Origin of the sequence: Solilutibacter silvestris (genome assembly GCF_002895945.1) — a bacterium.
Classification (GTDB): Bacteria; Pseudomonadota; Gammaproteobacteria; order Xanthomonadales; family Xanthomonadaceae; genus Solilutibacter; species Solilutibacter silvestris.
Genome location: NZ_NPZB01000002.1, coordinates 300,278 through 316,850, shown reverse-complemented (window position 1 = coordinate 316,850; position 16,573 = coordinate 300,278). Strand labels below are relative to the sequence as shown.

At 62.9% G+C, this 16,573-nt stretch carries 28 protein-coding genes; all 28 read right to left on the bottom strand.

What is annotated here, in order from left to right; genetic code table 11:
• Positions 1-2: 2 nt before the first annotated feature.
• Positions 3-398, bottom strand: a complete 396-nt coding sequence (gene rpsK, locus Lysil_RS09075; RefSeq protein ID WP_103075289.1) for a 30S ribosomal protein S11 — start codon at positions 396-398, stop codon at positions 3-5.
• 12 nt (positions 399-410) lie between these two features.
• Positions 411-767 (bottom strand): 30S ribosomal protein S13, encoded by a 357-nt coding sequence (gene rpsM / locus Lysil_RS09070; RefSeq protein ID WP_103075288.1) that lies wholly within the window; start codon positions 765-767, stop codon positions 411-413.
• A gap of 356 nt (positions 768-1,123) precedes the next feature.
• Positions 1,124-2,476, bottom strand: coding sequence for a preprotein translocase subunit SecY (gene secY / locus Lysil_RS09065; RefSeq protein WP_103075287.1), 1,353 nt, complete (start codon positions 2,474-2,476; stop codon positions 1,124-1,126).
• A 7-nt stretch (positions 2,477-2,483) separates the two neighbouring features.
• The gene (gene rplO, locus Lysil_RS09060; RefSeq protein WP_103075286.1) at positions 2,484-2,921 is read right to left on the bottom strand and encodes a 50S ribosomal protein L15; all 438 of its coding nucleotides are present in this window, start codon (positions 2,919-2,921) and stop codon (positions 2,484-2,486) included.
• Between the two features lie 4 nt (positions 2,922-2,925).
• Entirely contained in the window at positions 2,926-3,123 is a 198-nt protein-coding gene (gene rpmD, locus Lysil_RS09055) for a 50S ribosomal protein L30 (RefSeq protein ID WP_103075285.1), read from the bottom strand.
• Positions 3,110-3,589, bottom strand: a complete 480-nt coding sequence (gene rpsE, locus Lysil_RS09050; RefSeq protein WP_425477172.1) for a 30S ribosomal protein S5 — start codon at positions 3,587-3,589, stop codon at positions 3,110-3,112. Before rpsE ends, rpmD begins: the two co-directional genes overlap by 14 nt.
• A 217-nt stretch (positions 3,590-3,806) precedes the next feature.
• Positions 3,807-4,160, bottom strand: a complete 354-nt coding sequence (rplR, locus tag Lysil_RS09045; protein ID WP_165782447.1) for a 50S ribosomal protein L18 — start codon at positions 4,158-4,160, stop codon at positions 3,807-3,809.
• A gap of 29 nt (positions 4,161-4,189) precedes the next feature.
• Positions 4,190-4,717 carry a 50S ribosomal protein L6 gene (gene rplF, locus Lysil_RS09040; RefSeq protein WP_103075995.1) on the bottom strand — a complete coding sequence of 176 codons (528 nt, stop codon included), beginning with the start codon at positions 4,715-4,717 and terminating at the stop codon, positions 4,190-4,192.
• Between the two features lie 14 nt (positions 4,718-4,731).
• Entirely contained in the window at positions 4,732-5,130 is a 399-nt protein-coding gene (rpsH, locus tag Lysil_RS09035; protein WP_103075282.1) for a 30S ribosomal protein S8, read from the bottom strand.
• Between the two features lie 51 nt (positions 5,131-5,181).
• On the bottom strand, positions 5,182-5,487 hold the full coding sequence (gene rpsN / locus Lysil_RS09030; RefSeq protein WP_103075281.1) for a 30S ribosomal protein S14: 306 nt from the start codon (positions 5,485-5,487) through the stop codon (positions 5,182-5,184).
• Positions 5,488-5,496: 9 nt separating this feature from the next.
• On the bottom strand, positions 5,497-6,039 hold the full coding sequence (rplE, locus tag Lysil_RS09025) for a 50S ribosomal protein L5 (protein WP_103075280.1): 543 nt from the start codon (positions 6,037-6,039) through the stop codon (positions 5,497-5,499).
• Positions 6,040-6,050: 11 nt separating this feature from the next.
• Positions 6,051-6,362 carry a 50S ribosomal protein L24 gene (gene rplX / locus Lysil_RS09020; RefSeq protein ID WP_103075279.1) on the bottom strand — a complete coding sequence of 104 codons (312 nt, stop codon included), beginning with the start codon at positions 6,360-6,362 and terminating at the stop codon, positions 6,051-6,053.
• Positions 6,363-6,375: 13 nt separating this feature from the next.
• Positions 6,376-6,744, bottom strand: a complete 369-nt coding sequence (gene rplN, locus Lysil_RS09015) for a 50S ribosomal protein L14 (protein WP_100322015.1) — start codon at positions 6,742-6,744, stop codon at positions 6,376-6,378.
• 15 nt (positions 6,745-6,759) lie between these two features.
• Positions 6,760-7,023 carry a 30S ribosomal protein S17 gene (gene rpsQ, locus Lysil_RS09010; RefSeq protein ID WP_425477159.1) on the bottom strand — a complete coding sequence of 88 codons (264 nt, stop codon included), beginning with the start codon at positions 7,021-7,023 and terminating at the stop codon, positions 6,760-6,762.
• 14 nt (positions 7,024-7,037) lie between these two features.
• On the bottom strand, positions 7,038-7,229 hold the full coding sequence (gene rpmC, locus Lysil_RS09005; protein WP_103075278.1) for a 50S ribosomal protein L29: 192 nt from the start codon (positions 7,227-7,229) through the stop codon (positions 7,038-7,040).
• A complete protein-coding gene (gene rplP / locus Lysil_RS09000; RefSeq protein ID WP_103075277.1) occupies positions 7,229-7,642 on the bottom strand; it encodes a 50S ribosomal protein L16 in 414 nt (137 codons plus the stop codon). The genes rpmC and rplP overlap by 1 nt, the downstream gene beginning before the upstream one ends.
• Before the next feature lie 3 nt (positions 7,643-7,645).
• Positions 7,646-8,395, bottom strand: a complete 750-nt coding sequence (gene rpsC / locus Lysil_RS08995; RefSeq protein WP_103075276.1) for a 30S ribosomal protein S3 — start codon at positions 8,393-8,395, stop codon at positions 7,646-7,648.
• A 2-nt stretch (positions 8,396-8,397) separates the two neighbouring features.
• The gene (gene rplV, locus Lysil_RS08990) at positions 8,398-8,733 is read right to left on the bottom strand and encodes a 50S ribosomal protein L22 (protein ID WP_103075275.1); all 336 of its coding nucleotides are present in this window, start codon (positions 8,731-8,733) and stop codon (positions 8,398-8,400) included.
• A 10-nt stretch (positions 8,734-8,743) separates the two neighbouring features.
• Positions 8,744-9,016: a 30S ribosomal protein S19 gene (gene rpsS / locus Lysil_RS08985; RefSeq protein ID WP_103075274.1), complete on the bottom strand. Its 273-nt coding sequence runs from the start codon at positions 9,014-9,016 to the stop codon at positions 8,744-8,746.
• Between the two features lie 6 nt (positions 9,017-9,022).
• On the bottom strand, positions 9,023-9,850 hold the full coding sequence (rplB, locus tag Lysil_RS08980; protein WP_103075273.1) for a 50S ribosomal protein L2: 828 nt from the start codon (positions 9,848-9,850) through the stop codon (positions 9,023-9,025).
• Positions 9,851-9,860: 10 nt separating this feature from the next.
• Positions 9,861-10,154 (bottom strand): 50S ribosomal protein L23, encoded by a 294-nt coding sequence (gene rplW, locus Lysil_RS08975; RefSeq protein WP_103075272.1) that lies wholly within the window; start codon positions 10,152-10,154, stop codon positions 9,861-9,863.
• Positions 10,151-10,753 carry a 50S ribosomal protein L4 gene (rplD, locus tag Lysil_RS08970; protein ID WP_103075271.1) on the bottom strand — a complete coding sequence of 201 codons (603 nt, stop codon included), beginning with the start codon at positions 10,751-10,753 and terminating at the stop codon, positions 10,151-10,153. The genes rplW and rplD overlap by 4 nt, the downstream gene beginning before the upstream one ends.
• Positions 10,754-10,755: 2 nt before the next feature.
• Positions 10,756-11,412, bottom strand: coding sequence for a 50S ribosomal protein L3 (rplC, locus tag Lysil_RS08965; protein WP_103075270.1), 657 nt, complete (start codon positions 11,410-11,412; stop codon positions 10,756-10,758).
• An 11-nt stretch (positions 11,413-11,423) separates the two neighbouring features.
• The gene (gene rpsJ, locus Lysil_RS08960; protein WP_103075269.1) at positions 11,424-11,735 is read right to left on the bottom strand and encodes a 30S ribosomal protein S10; all 312 of its coding nucleotides are present in this window, start codon (positions 11,733-11,735) and stop codon (positions 11,424-11,426) included.
• A 414-nt stretch (positions 11,736-12,149) separates the two neighbouring features.
• A complete protein-coding gene (gene tuf / locus Lysil_RS08955; protein WP_103075257.1) occupies positions 12,150-13,340 on the bottom strand; it encodes an elongation factor Tu in 1,191 nt (396 codons plus the stop codon).
• Between the two features lie 41 nt (positions 13,341-13,381).
• Positions 13,382-15,499 (bottom strand): elongation factor G, encoded by a 2,118-nt coding sequence (gene fusA, locus Lysil_RS08950; protein ID WP_103075268.1) that lies wholly within the window; start codon positions 15,497-15,499, stop codon positions 13,382-13,384.
• A 108-nt stretch (positions 15,500-15,607) separates the two neighbouring features.
• A complete protein-coding gene (gene rpsG / locus Lysil_RS08945) occupies positions 15,608-16,075 on the bottom strand; it encodes a 30S ribosomal protein S7 (RefSeq protein ID WP_103075267.1) in 468 nt (155 codons plus the stop codon).
• A gap of 64 nt (positions 16,076-16,139) precedes the next feature.
• Complete coding sequence (rpsL, locus tag Lysil_RS08940; RefSeq protein ID WP_103075266.1) at positions 16,140-16,514, bottom strand: 30S ribosomal protein S12; 375 nt, start codon at positions 16,512-16,514, stop codon at positions 16,140-16,142.
• Between the last annotated feature and the right edge of the window lie 59 nt (positions 16,515-16,573).

Here is a 16,573-nt window from a genome sequence, read left to right as displayed (position 1 = left end):
CCTCAGACGCGACGCTTTTTGGGCGGACGGCAACCGTTGTGCGGGATCGGCGTCACGTCGGTGATGTTCAAGATCTTGTATCCGACGTTGTTCAACGAACGGACGGCGGATTCACGGCCCGGACCCGGGCCCTTGATACGGACTTCCAACGCCTTCACGCCGTAGTCGAGCGCGGCCTTGCCAGCCTTCTCGGCGGCGACCTGCGCGGCGAACGGGGTGGACTTGCGCGAGCCACGGAAACCCGCGCCGCCCGAAGTCGCCCAGCTCAGCGCATTGCCCTGGCGGTCGGTGATGGTGATGATGGTGTTGTTGAACGAAGCGTGGACATGCGCGATGCCGTCGGTGACGACGCGCTTGATCTTCTTCTTGGTCTTGGTGGCAGCTGCCGGCTTGGCCATGGTCTGGATTCCTTACTTCTTGATGGCCTTGCGCGGACCCTTGCGGGTGCGTGCATTGGTCCGGGTGCGCTGGCCGCGCAGCGGCAGGCCACGACGATGACGCAGGCCGCGATAGCTGCCCAGATCCATCAGACGCTTGATCGCCATGCCGACTTCACGGCGCAGGTCGCCTTCGACGATGAACTTGCCGATCTCCGAACGCAGGCGTTCGACTTCCGGTTCCGCCAAATCGCGGATCTTGGTGGTACGGGCCACGCTGGCTGCATCGCAGACCTGCTTGGACCGGGTACGGCCGATGCCGTAGATGCTCTGCAACCCAACCCAGACGTGTTTCTGGGCAGGCAGGTTGACACCCGCAATACGCGCCATGTGGCGGCTCTCCGACTGTTGATGGGCCCGATTCAGTGAATCCGGGCCGGGGAACATGAAAGTATAGCAACTTCCCGCAATTCATGGAAGCCATCGATGCCCTGACAGCTCCGGCATGGGGAGTGTGCCCATGCTCCGGCGAACGGTCCTGCGGCCAGCCACCGGGTTGCCCCGATGCGGCGCGCGCTACTCTGGCGCGCACATTCCGCAGATCCACTCGTGTGCGGGAAGGCCCACGAGTCGCCCAACGTGCCGGTGGGAGCGCAATGTCCCGCCCGGCGGTATGACTTTCGCGACCCGAAGGCCGCAGGCTCGGTCTTGTCGACCAAGCCCGGCATTATGCCACAACAACGCGATCAGCGCGTGCCGCGACCTTTCAAATTTGCCTTCTTGAGCAAGCTGCCGTACTGGTGCGACATCAGGTGCGCCTGGATCTGCGCGATGAAGTCCATCACCACCACCACCACGATCAGCAGCGAGGTGCCGCCGAAGTAGAACGAGGTGCCCAGCTTGGTGCGCATGATTTCCGGCAACAGGCAGACCACCGCGAGGTAGATCGCACCGGCCAGCGTCAGTCGCGTCAGCACGCCATCCACGTATTCCGCGGTGGCACGACCCGGACGGATGCCCGGAATCAGCGCGCCCGACTTCTTGAGGTTGTCGGCCGTCTCCTGCGAATTGAACACCAGCGCCGTATAAAAGAATGCAAAACCAATGATCATCGCCGCGAAGATGATCATGTGCAGCGGCTGGCCCGGGGACAACGCCTGGCCGACGCGCTGCAGCCATTGCGTGGTGGCCGAACCGTTGCTGCCGAACCATTGTGCAGCCGTCGCCGGGAACATGATGATCGAGCTGGCGAAGATCGGCGGGATCACGCCGGCCATGTTGAGCTTCAGCGGTAGGAACGACGACTGGTTCATGTACGCGTTGCGACCACCCTGGCGTCGCGCGTAGTTCACGGTGATCCGGCGTTGTCCGCTTTCGACGAACACCACCAGGTAGGTGAAGCCAACCACCAGCGCCGCGATCAGGATCAGCTGGACCAGGTTGATGTCGCCATTGCGCAGCGAGGTGAAGGTGTTGATCACCGCTCCCGGCAAACCGGCGACGATGCCCGCGAAGATGATCAGCGACACGCCGTTGCCGACGCCGCGTTCGGTCATCTGCTCACCCAGCCACATCAGGAACATGGTGCCGGAGGTCAGCGCGATGACGGCAGTCAGGACGAAGGCCGGACCCGGGTTGTAGACCACGTGGATGCCGTTCTGCGCGCCCGACGCCTGCAGCGCCGTGGCGATGCCGAACGCCTGGAACACCGCGAGCGGCAAGGCGCCGATGCGCGACCACTGGTTGATCTTGCGACGGCCCGACTCGCCTTCCTTCTGGATCGCCTTCAGGCTCGGGAAGATCTGCGTGCACAGCTGCACGATGATCGACGCCGAGATGTAGGGCATCACGTTCAATGCCAGCACGCTGAAACGCTGCAGCGCACCGCCCGAGAACATGTTGAACATGTCGACGATGGTGCCCTTCTGGGCATCCATCAACTGGACCATCGCCTGCGGGTTCACGCCAGGCACCGGGATGTAGCAGCCGATGCGGTAGACGATCAACGCACCAATGACGAACAGCAGGCGCTGGCGGAGCTCGGTGAATTGACCGAGCCCGCCACCAAGACCTGCTACCGCGTTGCCGGGTCGCGACATGCGGGGATTACTCCTCGAACTTGCCGCCAGCGGCTTCGACAACCGCCTTGGCGCCAGCGGTTGCAGCGATGCCCTTCAGCACGAAAGCCTTGGAGACTTCGCCCTTCTTGACCAGCTTCGCCTGCTTGGCGGTGCTCGGCACCAGGCCGGCAGCGCGCAGCGCGGCGAAATCGATCGTGCCTGCGTCCAGCGTCTCGAGCTGGTACAGCATCACTTCGGCGGTGTCCTTGGACAGCTTCGAGCGGAAGCCGACCTTCGGCAGACGCATCTGCATCGGCATCTGGCCGCCTTCGAAACCAGCCTTGATCTTGCCCTTGCCGGAGCGCGCGAACGAGCCCTTGTGGCCACGACCGCAGGTCTTGCCCAGGCCGGAACCGATGCCGCGACCGACGCGCTTCGGCGCGGTGCGGGCGCCGTCGGCGCGCTTGATGTCATTGAGTTTCATTTGATTACTCCTCGACCCGGACCAGGTAATAGACCTTGTTGATCAGGCCACGGACCTGCGGGCTGTCCTTCAGTTCACGCATGTCATTGAGCTTGTTCAGGCCCAGCGCACGCACGGAGAGGCGGTGCTTCGCCTGCGTCCCGCGCAGACCCTTCACCAGCCGCACCTTAACGGTGCCGTTGTTCGACTTAGCGGTTGACATGGAAGACCTCCTCGACCGACTTGCCACGCTTGGCGGCGATGTTGGACGGCGAATGCATCTGCGACAGACCACGCAAGGTGGCGCGCACCAGGTTGATGGGATTGCGCGAACCGACGGCCTTGGCCAGCACGTTCTTGACGCCGACCGCTTCCAGCACGGCGCGCATCGCGCCACCGGCGATCACGCCGGTACCTTCGGACGCCGGCTTCATGAACACGCGTGCCGCGCCGTGACCGGCCTTCACTTCGTGCCACAAGGTGCCATTGTTGAGATCGACGGGCTTCATGGTCTTGCGGGCCTGCTCCATCGACTTCTGGATGGCAACCGGCACTTCGCGCGCCTTGCCGTAACCGAAGCCGACCTTGCCGGCGCCATCACCGACAACGGTGAGCGCGGTGAAGGTGAATTGGCGACCGCCCTTGACCGTCTTGCTGACGCGGTTGACCGCGACCAGCTTTTCGATCATGCCGTCATCGTAGTCCTCGCGGGGTCCGCGATCGTTGCGATCGCGACGGGGCTCGCGCTGTTCGCGTGGTTCATTGGCCATGTGTCTGTTCCTGTGTGATTAGGTGATGTACGGCCTTGGGCCGCTTGGAGTTGTGGGATAGATCGGGCGTTTCAAGGTCTCCGCAATCGGAAGCCCTGCCCGGCGCGCACTCCGCGCCGGCGAGTGGAACCAGAAATCAGAACTGCAGGCCGCCTTCGCGCGCGGCATCCGCCAGGGCCTTGATGCGGCCGTGGTAGCGGTAACCGGAACGGTCGAACGCGATCTTCTCGATGCCGGCAGCCTTGGCGCGTTCGGCGATGACCTTGCCGATGCGAGCAGCAGCTTCGATGTTCTTGGCCGACTTGAGGTCGCCGCGGACATCGGCCTGCGTGGTCGATGCAGCCGCGATGACGCTGGAACCGTCGGAGGTGAACAGCTGCGCGTACAGGTGCTGGCCGGTGCGCAGCACCGACAGGCGCGGCACGCCGAGCTTCTTGATTTGCGCGCGGGTGGACTTGGCGCGGCGGAGACGAGCGATTTTCTTCAACATGATGATTCTCCAGAAAGCGGATCGACGACTTACGCCTTCTTGGCTTCCTTGCGGATGATGGTTTCGTCGGAGTACTTCACGCCCTTGCCCTTGTAGGGTTCCGGCGGACGGTAACCGCGAATCTTGGCGGCGACTTCACCGACGCGCTGCTTGTCCGTGCCCGTGACCACGATTTCGGTCTGGGTCGGAGTAGCGATCGTAATGCCTTCCGGCGTCACGAACAGCACCGGGTGCGAGAAGCCCAGCGACAGGCTGAGATCCTTGCCCTGCATGGCGGCGCGATAACCGACACCGACCAGCTCGAGCTTGCGGGTGAAGCCTTCGGACACGCCGGTGACCATGTTGGCCACGATGGCGCGGATGGTGCCGGTGAGGGCAACCTTCGACGAATCATTGGAGGCGAACTGGGCGATGCCGTTCTCCACCGTCAACGCCACGCCTTCCGGCTGCGTGATGGTGAGCGTGCCCTTCGGGCCCTTGGCTTCGATCTGGCCGTTCTGGGTCTTGACCTCGACACCCTTCGGCAGGGTGATCGGCAATTTGGCGACTCGGGACATGGTGCGCTCCTCGATCAGGCCACGAAGCACAAGACTTCACCACCGACGCCCTGATGGCGCGCCTGCGAGTCGGTCATGATGCCCTTGGAGGTGGAAACGATGGCGACGCCGAGGCCACCCAGCACCTTCGGCAAGGCATGCTTGCTGCGGTACTGGCGCAGGCCCGAGCGCGAGATGCGCTGGAGCTTCTCGATGACCGGACGGCCTTCGAAATACTTGAGCTGGATTTCCAGCTCGGCTTTGCCGCCACCGAGGTCGGTGACGCGCAGGTCGCTGATGTAGCCCTCGCCCTTCAGGACGTTGGCGATCGCGACCTTGATCTTGGAAGACGGCATTTTCACCGTCGGCTTGCCAACCGCGGCCGCATTCTTGATGCGGACCAGCATGTCGGCGATAGGATCAGTCATGCTCATTGAGTCATTACCTTATGAGTATCGATATCCGCTTTCGCGAATGAATCGGAATTACCAGGAAGCCTTGCGCAGGCCGGGGACGTCGCCACGCATGGTGGCTTCGCGCAGCTTGTTGCGGCCGAGGCCGAACTTGCTGTACACGCCCTGCGGGCGGCCGGTCAACGCGCAACGGCTCATCTGCCGGGCCGGGGACGAATCGCGCGGCATCTTCTGCAGCTTGGTCGACGCATCCATCTTGTCCTCGTAGGACGCATCCGGGTTTGCGATGACCTTCTTCAGTGCCTCGCGCTTGCTGGCGAATTGCTTGGCCAGCTTCTTGCGCTTGGTCTCGCGGTTGATCATGGAAGTCTTGGCCATGTTCGATCCTCAGTTGCGGAACGGGAAACGGAAGGCTTCGAGCAAAGCCTTGGCTTCTTCGTTGGTCTTGGCGGTGGTGGTGATCGCGATGTCCATGCCGCGCAACGCGTCAACCTGGTCGAAGTCGATCTCCGGGAAGATGATCTGTTCCTTCAGGCCCATGTTGTAGTTGCCACGGCCATCGAACGAGCGACCCGACACGCCGCGGAAGTCGCGGACGCGCGGCAGCGAGATGTTGACCAGGCGATCGAGGAACTCGTACATCTTGTTGCGGCGCAGGGTCACCTTGCAGCCGATCGGCCAGCCATCGCGGATCTTGAACGAGGCCACCGAGACACGCGTCTTGGTGATGATCGGCTGTTGGCCGGTGATCTTGGCCAGGTCGGCCACCGCATTTTCCAGCACCTTCTTGTTGGTCGCGGCTTCGCCGACGCCCATGTTGATGGTGATCTTCTGGATCTTCGGGACCTGCATCGGATTGGTGTAGCCAAAGCGCTTCATCAGCACCGGCACCACTTCTTCCTTGTAGATTTTTTCCAGTCGGGTGTTCATGTCATCAGACCTCAGGCGTCAATCGCATCGCCGGAGCGGAACACACGCAGTTTGCGTCCATCCTCCAGCACCTTGATACCGACGCGCTCACCCTTGCCATTGGCCGGGTTGAACAGCATCACGTTGGAAATGTGGATCGAGGCTTCGCGCTCGACCACGCCGCCGGGTTGGCCGGCCTGCGGGTTCGGCTTGGTGTGGCGCTTGACGACGTTGATGTTCGAAACGAACACGCGCTCGCCAGCGACGCGTACCACGTCGCCCTTCTTGCCCTTGTCCTTGCCGGTGATCACGATCACCTGGTCGCCTTTCTTGATTCGGTTCATGGTGTCCTCCGGCTCACAGCACTTCAGGCGCGAGCGAAACGATCTTCATGAACTTCTCGGAGCGCAGTTCGCGCGTCACCGGCCCGAAAATGCGGGTGCCGATCGGTTCATGCTTGTTATTCAACAACACGGCGGCGTTGCCGTCGAAGCGGATCAGCGACCCGTCGGGACGACGCACGCCCTTGCGGGTGCGCACGACCACGGCGTTGTAGACCTCGCCCTTCTTGACCTTGCCGCGCGGAATGGCGTCCTTGATCGACACCTTGATGATGTCGCCGATGCCGGCATAACGGCGCTTGGAACCACCAAGCACCTTGATGCACATGACTTCCTTGGCACCGGAATTGTCCGCAACATCGAGGTGGCTCTGCATCTGGATCATGTCTGTAGCCTCCTCTTATTCGGCCGCGCGGGTGACGATTTCGACCACGCGCCAGTTCTTGGTCTTGGACATCGGGGCACATTCGGCGACGCGCACCAGGTCGCCTTCGTTGCAGGCGTTGTCGGCGTCGTGGGCGTGCAGCTTGGTGGAGCGACGGATGTACTTGCCGTAGAGCGCGTGCTTGATCTGGCGCTCGACAAGCACGGTCACCGTCTTGTCCATCTTGTTGCTGACCACGCGGCCTTCGACCGTGTGCTGCTTTTTATCAGTGTTGTTCATGGTCATCTCGTGGATCACTTCTGGGCCACGACGGATTGCTGCATCCGGGCGCGGGCAATTTCCCGGCGAACGCGGCGGATCTCGTGGGTCTTTTCCATCTGCCCGGTCGCCTTCTGCATGCGCAGGGCGAACTGCTCCTTCTGGAGGTCGGTCAGGTGGTTGGCCAGGTCCTTCTCGGACAACTGGCGAAGTTGCTTCATGTCCATCAGCGCACCGTCCGGGTCACGAATTGGGTGGTCACCGAGAGCTTGGCGGCGGCCAGGCGGAACGCCTCGCGCGCGGTCGCCTCATCAACGCCCTCAATTTCATAGATCATCCGGCCGGGCTGGATCTGCGCGACCCAGTACTCGACGTTGCCCTTGCCGGAGCCCATGCGGACTTCGATCGGCTTCTCGGTGATCGGCTTGTCGGGGAACACGCGGATCCACATCTTGCCGCCACGCTTCACGTAACGGCTGATGGCACGACGGGCGGCCTCGATCTGGCGCGCGGTCAGGCGACCGGTCTGCGTCGAGCGCAGGCCGTACTCGCCGAACGACACGGCATTGGAACTCCAGGCCAGGCCTTCATTGCGGCCCTTGTGGAGCTTGCGGTATTTGGTTCGCTTGGGTTGCAGCATGGCTTAGCCCCTTGCCTCACGATTGCCGCCGTCGCGATCGCCGCGCGGCTGGCGCGGAGCGCGGGCCGGACGGTCGCTGCGCTCGTTGCGCGGCTCGTCATTCTTTTCCTGGCCTACTTGCGAGAAGTCGAACACTTCGCCCTTGTAGATCCAGACCTTGATTCCGATCACGCCGTAGGTGGTGTGCGCCTCGGCGAAACCGTAGTCCACGTCCGCACGCAGGGTGTGCAGCGGCACGCGACCTTCGCGGTACCACTCCGAACGGGCGATTTCGGCACCGTTCAAGCGGCCTGCAACGTTGACCTTGATGCCCAGCGCACCGATGCGCATCGCATTGCCGACGGCGCGCTTCATGGCACGGCGGAACATGATGCGGCGCTCGAGCTGCTGCGCGATCGACTCGGCGACCAGCTGCGCGTCGAGTTCCGGCTTGCGGACTTCGCTGACATTGATGTGCGCCGGGACGCCCATGACGTCGGACACTTCCTTGCGCAGCTTCTCGATGTCCTCGCCGCGCTTGCCGATCACCACGCCCGGGCGGGCGGTGAAGATCGTCACGCGCGCCGACTTCGCCGGACGCTCGATCAGGATGCGGGAGATACCGGCTTGCGCCAGCTTCTTGCGCAGCATTTCGCGGACCTTGAGGTCACCGATGAGGAGGCCGGCGAATTCCTTCTTTCCGGCATACCACTTCGAGTTCCAGTCCTTGGAAATGCCAAGGCGGATGCCGACGGGATGTACTTTATGACCCATGGTTACTTGCCCTCGGCGACGACGATGGTGATATGGCTGGTGCGCTTGAGGATGCGGGTACCGCGTCCCTTCGCACGCGCCATGAAGCGCTTCAGGCTCGGACCTTCATCAACCATGATGGTCTTGACCTTGAGCGCATCGGCATCGGCGCCGACATTGTTTTCGGCGTTGGAGACAGCCGACCACAGCACCTTGTGGATCATGTGCGCGGCCTTCTTGTCACTGAACTTCAGCAGGTCCAGTGCACGGGAAGCAGGGAGACCGCGAATCTGGTCGGCGACCAGTCGGGCCTTCTGCGAGGAAATGCGCGCGGAGCGCAGGATTGCCTTGGCTTCCATCATGCTCTCCTTACTTCCCCGACTTCTTGTCGCCGCCGTGACCCTTGAAGGTCCGGGTCAACGAGAATTCGCCGAGCTTGTGGCCAACCATGTTCTCGTTGATCAGCACCGGCACGTGGGCCTTGCCGTTGTGCACGGCGATGGTGAAACCCACCATCTCCGGCATGATCATCGAGCGACGCGACCAGGTCTTGATCGGCTTCTTGGTATTGGTACCCGCGACTTCCACCTTCTTGATGAGGTGATGGTCGATGAACGGGCCTTTTTTGAGTGAGCGTGGCATGTCCGATTAACTCCTGCGGTCGCGCACGATGAACTGCTGCGTACGCTTGTTCTTGCGCGTCTTGTAGCCCTTGGTCGGGACACCCCACGGGGTGACCGGATGCGGGTTGCCTTGGCCGGCCTTGGCCTCACCACCACCGTGCGGGTGATCCACCGGGTTCATGGCGGCGCCGCGAACGGTCGGGCGAACGCCACGCCAGCGCTTCGCACCGGCCTTGCCCAGCTTCTCGAGGTTGTGCTCGACGTTGCCGACTTCACCGATGGTGGCGCGGCAATCGACCGGAACCTTGCGCATCTCGCCGGAACGCAGGCGAAGCGTGGCATAGCCCTGCTCGCGCGCGATCAGCTGGACGCCGGCGCCGGCGGCACGGGCCATCTGCGCACCCTTGCCCGGCTTCATCTCGATGCAATGCACCGTGGTGCCGACCGGGATGTTGAGCAGCGGCATGGTGTTGCCGGCGCGGATCGGCGCGGTCACGCCAGCCAGCACCTGGTCACCCGCCTTCAGGCCCTTGGGGGCGATGATGTAGCGGCGCTCGCCATCGGCGTAGCACAGCAGCGCGATGTGCGCGGTGCGGTTCGGATCGTATTCGATGCGCTCGACACGGGCCGGGATCGACTCCTTGTCGCGCTTGAAGTCGATGATGCGGTAATGCTGCTTGTGGCCACCACCGATGTGACGGGTGGTGATGCGGCCGTAGTTGTTGCGGCCACCGGTCTTGCCCTGCTTCTCGAGCAACGGCGCATACGGCGCACCCTTGTGGAGATCGGGCGTCACCACGCGGACGGCGCTACGGCGTCCGGGTGAGGTGGGCTTGAAAGTCATCAATGCCATGGTCGTTTCCTCAGGCCTTGGCCGTCACGTCGATGGCCTGGCCATCAGCGAGGGTCACGTACGCCTTGCGCCAGTCGCCACGACGGCCGGTGCGGTTCTTGAAAGCCTTGGCCTTGCCCTTCACGTTCAACACGTTCACGGCGGAAACCTTTACTTCGAAGATTTCCTCCACCGCGGCCTTGACATCGGCCTTGGTGGCGTCCTTCGCGACTTCAAAGACGTACTGGTTGGAGATTTCCTGCAGACGAGCGGTCTTTTCAGACACGCGCGGCGCACGAATTACGGAATACACATTGAGGCTCATGCCAGCCACTCCTCGATCTTCTTGACCGCGTCGGCAGTCATCACGACCGTGTCGGACGCGACCAGCGACACCGGGTCCAGGCCCTGCACGTCACGCACTTCCACGTACGGGATGTTGCGGGCGGCCAGGTACAGGTTCTCGCTGGCGTCTTCGACGACCAGCAGCGGACGCTTGCCGGCCTTCATCTCGGCGAGCTTGTCGACCAGGCCCTGGGTCTTCGGCGCATCGACGTCGAACGCGTCGACCACGACCAGGCGGTCCTGACGATTCAGCTCCGACAGGATCGAAGCCATCGCCGCGCGATACATCTTGCGGTTGACCTTCTGCTCGAAGCTGCGCGGCTTGGCCGCGAAGGTCACGCCACCGCCGACGAAGATCGGAGCGGTCAGGGCGCCGTGACGTGCACCGCCACCCTTCTGCTTCTTCGACTTCTTGGTGGTGCCGTTGACTTCCGAACGGGTCTTCTGCGCCTTGGTGCCGGAACGGCCGGCATTGCGGTACGCGGTGACGACCTGGGACACCAGGTCCCGGTTGAATTCACGGCCGAAGATTTCGTCGGAGACCGACACTTTCTTGCCGCTGATGTTGGTCAGTTCCATGCTCAGACTCCCTTGCTCGTCGGACGCACGATCACGTCGCCGCCCGGAGCGCCCGGCACCGCGCCGCGCACGGCGATCAGGCCGCGCTCGGCGTCGACCTTGACGACCTTGAGGTTCTGCGTGGTCTGGGTGTCGGCACCCATGTGGCCGGACATCTTCTTGCCCGGAAACACGCGACCCGGCGTCTGGCGCTGGCCGATCGAACCCGGCGAGCGATGCGACAGCGAGTTGCCGTGGGTGGCATCACCCATGGTGAAGTTCCAGCGCTTGATCGTGCCCTGGAAGCCCTTGCCCTTGGTCACGCCCTGGACATCGACGATCTGGCCTTCGCTGAAGATGTCGGCCTTGATTTCGCCACCGACCGCGAAGTCGGCGATCTTGTCGTCGGCCACGCGGAATTCCCACAGGCCACGACCGGCTTCGACCTTGGCCTTGCCATAGTGGCCGGCGCCAGGTTTGTTGATCAGCGCGGCGCGCTTGAGGCCAGCAGTGACCTGAATGGCCGAATAGCCATCAGCTTCAACGGTCTTGATCTGGGTGATGCGGTTCGGCGTTGCCTCGATCAGGGTCACCGGGATGGACTCGCCATTCTCGGTGAACAGGCGGCTCATGCCGGCCTTGCGACCGACGATGCCGAGTTGGTGCACTTTCGCGCTCATTCTCGGTCTCCTCAGGCCAATTTGATCTGGACGTCAACGCCAGCCGCGAGCTCGAGCTTCATCAGCGCGTCCACGGTCTTGTCGTTGGGGTCGACGATATCGAGCACGCGCTTGTGCGTGCGAGTCTCGTACTGGTCGCGCGCGTCCTTGTCGACGTGGGGCGAGGTCAGCACGGTGTAGCGTTCGGTCTTGGTCGGCAGCGGGATCGGGCCGCGCACTTGCGCGCCGGTCCGCTTTGCCGTTTCGACGATTTCGCTCGTGGAGCGATCGATCAGGCGATGATCGAAAGCCTTGAGCCGAATTCGGATCTTCTGGTCCGCCATGGCGGGAATTCCTTTGGTTGAAAGAGCAACGGCCGGCCGCTGGGTGGGCCGAACCGCAAGGGCCCCGACTTTCCGGGCTTGCCGCGACTCACGTCGGCGGCCAAGGGTCCGGCAGTATCGGGATTCCGGTGAAACATCCTGAAAACACGAAGGCAGGCCCGGTCACCCGGCCTGCCCAGACTAGAAACGACGCGTCGGCCACGGCTCTTGGCCGTCTTGCCCACGACATGATCCCTGTCCGGCGAATACGAGGTGCAATCCTTGCCCCTCTTTTCGCTGTCACCGCGTGGCGCGAACGCCTTTCCGCAAGTGGTCTTACATTCTAACGGGCATGAATAGGGCTTTGCAAGCCTTTCACGCCATCAAATCCGGAATCGGGCGAAATTTCTTCGCCCAACCCCTGGTCACCCTGAATTACTTCAGGATCTTGGCGACGACGCCGGCACCCACGGTGCGGCCACCTTCACGGATCGCAAAGCGCAGGCCTTCGTCCATCGCAATCGGATGGATCAGCGACACCGTGATCTTCACGTTGTCACCCGGCATCACCATCTCCGTGCCTTCCGGCAACTTGATCGCACCCGTCACGTCCGTCGTGCGGAAGTAGAACTGCGGGCGATAGTTGCTGAAGAACGGCGTATGGCGACCACCCTCGTCCTTCGACAGCACGTAGATCTCGCCTTCGAAGTCGGTATGCGGGGTGATGCTGCCCGGCTTGGCCAGCACCTGGCCACGCTCGACGTCGTCACGCTTGAGACCACGCAGCAGCAGACCGGCGTTGTCGCCTGCCTGGCCCTGGTCCAGCAGCTTGCGGAACATCTCGACGCCGGTGACCGTGGTCTTCTGCGTCGGGCGGATGCCGATCACTTCGATTTCGTCGCCGACCTTGATGATGCCGCGCTCGATACGACCGGTCACCACGGTGCCGCGGCCCGAGATCGAGAACACGTCTTCCACCGGCATCAGGAACGGCTTGTCGATGTCGCGTTCCGGCTGCGGGATCCACGTATCCAGTGCATCCACCAGCTTCAGGATCGCCGGCACGCCGATGTCGCTCTGGTCGCCTTCCAGCGCCAGACGCGCGGAACCGGCGATGATCGGGGTGTCGTCGCCCGGGAACTCGTACTTGCTCAGCAGTTCGCGGACTTCCATCTCGACCAGCTCAAGCAGCTCGGCGTCGTCGACCATGTCGGCCTTGTTCAGGAACACCACGATGTACGGCACGCCAACCTGACGGCTCAGCAGGATGTGCTCGCGCGTCTGCGGCATCGGGCCATCGGCAGCCGAGCACACCAGGATCGCGCCGTCCATCTGGGCAGCACCGGTGATCATGTTCTTCACGTAATCGGCGTGGCCCGGGCAATCCACGTGGGCGTAGTGGCGGTTCGGGCTTTCGTACTCGACGTGCGCCGTCGAGATCGTGATGCCGCGCGCCTTCTCTTCCGGCGCCGCGTCAATCGCGTCATAGGCCTTGAACTCGCCGCCAAAACGCTCCGCGCCCACCTTCGTCAGCGCCGCCGTCAGCGTCGTCTTGCCATGGTCAACGTGACCAATCGTCCCCACGTTCACGTGCGGCTTCTTGCGCTCGAACTTTTCCTTTGCCATGTCTGCTTACCTCAATGATTCTTGATTTGGAATTGGAGTGATCAGGACTTCTTGATCACGGCCTCGGCGATGTTGTTCGGCGCTTCGGCGTAGTGGTCGAACTCCATCGAGAACGTCGCGCGACCCTGCGACATCGAACGCAAGGAAGTCGCGTAGCCGAACATTTCGCCCAGCGGCACCACCGCGTTGATGATCTTGCCGGACGGGCTATCGTCCTGGCCCTGCAGCAGGCCGCGACGACGGCTGACGTCGCCCATCACGTCGCCGACGTAATCTTCCGGCGTCACGATCTCGACCTTCATCATCGGCTCGAGCAGGACCGGGTCGGCCTTGCGGAAGCCTTCCTTGAACGCCATCGATGCAGCGAGCTTGAACGCCATTTCCGAGGAGTCGACGTCATGGTACGAGCCGAACACCAGCTTGGCCTTGACGTTCACCACCGGGAAGCCCGCGAGCGGACCGCTGGTGATGGTTTCGCGCATGCCCTTCTCGACCGCCGGGATGAATTCCTTCGGGATCACGCCGCCGGTGATGTCGTTGACGAACAGGAAATCGTTCTCGACGTCCGGGTTGGCCTTGTCGGCTTCGGTCATCGGCGACATCTCGATCACGACATGGCCGTACTGGCCCTTGCCGCCCGACTGCTTGGCGTGCTTGTAATCGCTCTTGACGTCCGACTTGCGGATGGTTTCGCGATAGGCCACCTGCGGCTTGCCGACGTTCGCCTCGACGTTGAACTCGCGACGCATGCGGTCGACGATGATGTCGAGATGCAATTCGCCCATGCCGGAGATGATGGTCTGGCCGGATTCTTCATCGGTACGCACGCGGAACGAGGGATCTTCCTGTGCCAGGCGGCCCAGGGCGATGCCCATCTTTTCCTGGTCGGACTTGGTCTTCGGCTCCACCGCCATCGAGATCACCGGCTCCGGGAACGTCATCCGTTCCAGGGTGATGATGTGGTCCTGCGAGCACAGGGTGTCACCGGTGGTGACGTCCTTCAGGCCCACCGCCGCGGCGATGTCACCGGCGCGCACTTCCTTGATCTCGTCGCGCTGGTTGGAGTGCATCTGCAGGATGCGGCCGATGCGTTCCTTCTTCGACTTGACCGGGTTGTAGAGCTGGTCGCCGGAGTTGAGCGTGCCCGAGTAGACGCGGAAGAACGTCAGCGAACCCACGAACGGATCCGTCATGATCTTGAACGCCAACGCCGAGAACGGCGCGCTGTCGGTGGCCGGACGGGTGTCTTCCTTCTCGTCTTCGTCGATGCCCTGCACCGGCGGGCGATCGGCCGGCGACGGCAGCAGGTTGATCACGCCATCGAGCATGGCCTGCACGCCCTTGTTCTTGAACGCCGAGCCGCAGAACACCGGCACGATTTCCACCTTCAGGGTGCGCTCGCGCAGGCCGGCGATGATGTCGGCTTCCGACAGCTCACCGTCGCTGAGGTACTTGTCCATCAGCTCTTCATTGGCTTCGGCCGCGGCCTCGATCATGAAGGCGCGCGCTTCCTCGGCCTTGTTTTGCAACTCGGCCGGGATCTCGCGGTATTCGAACTTCATGCCCTGCGAAGCGACATCCCAATGGATGGCCTTCATCTTGAGCAGGTCGACCACGCCTTCGAAGCCGTCTTCGGCACCGATCGGCAACTGCATCGGCACGGCGTAGGCGCCGAGGCGCGACTTCAGCTGTTCGACGACCTTGTCGAAGTTGGCACCGGTGCGATCCATCTTGTTGACGAACGCCATGCGCGGCACGGAATACTTGTTGGCCTGGCGCCACACCGTCTCGGACTGCGGCTGCACGCCACCGACCGAGCACAGCACGAACACCGCGCCATCGAGCACGCGCAGCGAACGCTCGACTTCGATGGTGAAGTCGACGTGCCCGGGGGTATCGATGATGTTGAAGCGATGCTCGGGGAGCGTGCCGTCCATGCCCTTCCAGAACGCCGTGGTGGCGGCGGAAGTGATGGTGATGCCGCGCTCCTGCTCCTGCTCCATCCAGTCCATCGTGGCGGCGCCTTCGTGCACTTCACCGATCTTGTGGCTCTTGCCGGTGTAGAACAGGATGCGCTCGGACGTGGTCGTCTTGCCGGCGTCGATGTGCGCCATGATGCCGAAGTTGCGGTAACGCTCGATGGGAGTGGTGCGTGCCACGGTGATCTCTCTTTTTGATTGCCTGGATAAGGGTTACTTAGAGCCCGGCATTTAGATGGACAGACGCCGCCCTGGAAGGCGGCGCCCGATTCCCGACGCCGCGGGCGATTACCAGCGGAAGTGCGCGAAGGCGCGGTTGGCTTCCGCCATGCGGTGCGTTTCCTCGCGCTTCTTGACGGCGCCGCCACGGCTTTCGGCGGCATCGATCAGTTCGGCGGCCAGCTTGCGCGGCATCGTGTTCTCGCCACGCTTGCGCGCGGATTCGATCACCCAACGCATCGCCAGCGCCATGCGGCGGGACGCGCGCACTTCGACCGGCACCTGGTAGGTGGCGCCACCGACACGGCGGGACTTCACCTCGACCGATGGAGCGACGTTGCCGAGGGCTTTCTCGACCACTTCCAGCGAGTTGGGGTTCTTCTCGCCAATCACGTCCATGGCGCCGTAGACGATCTTTTCGGCGATGGATTTCTTGCCGCTCTGCATGACCATGTTGATGAAGCGGGCGATGGTTTCGCTGCCGTGCTTCGGGTCGGGCAGAACATTGCGTTGGGGGGCTGCAGCTTTGCGTGACATGGAATTCTTCTTCTGTTCTGGTCAGGCGACGCGCGTGGCGTCGCGATCTACATGACGACGGAGATCAGCTCTTCGGGCGCTTGGCGCCGTACTTGGAGCGACGCTGGCGACGCTTGGCGACACCGGCGGCGTCGAGCGAGCCACGCACGGTGTGGTAGCGCACACCCGGGAGGTCCTTGACGCGACCGCCGCGGATCAGCACCACGCTGTGTTCCTGCAGGTTGTGGCCTTCGCCACCGATGTAGGAAATCACTTCGTAGCCGTTGGTCAACTTGACCTTGGCGACCTTGCGCATGGCCGAGTTCGGCTTCTTCGGCGTGGTGGTGTACACGCGGGTGCACACGCCACGACGCTGCGGGCAGTTGGCAAGAGCCGGCGAAGTGCTCTTGTAGGTTTCCGGGTTGCGCGGCTTGCGCACAAGCTGGTTGATGGTTGCCATTACAACACTCGATAGGTGGGCCAAGGCCCATTTGGAAACGAAGCAGGCCGAATTGATGA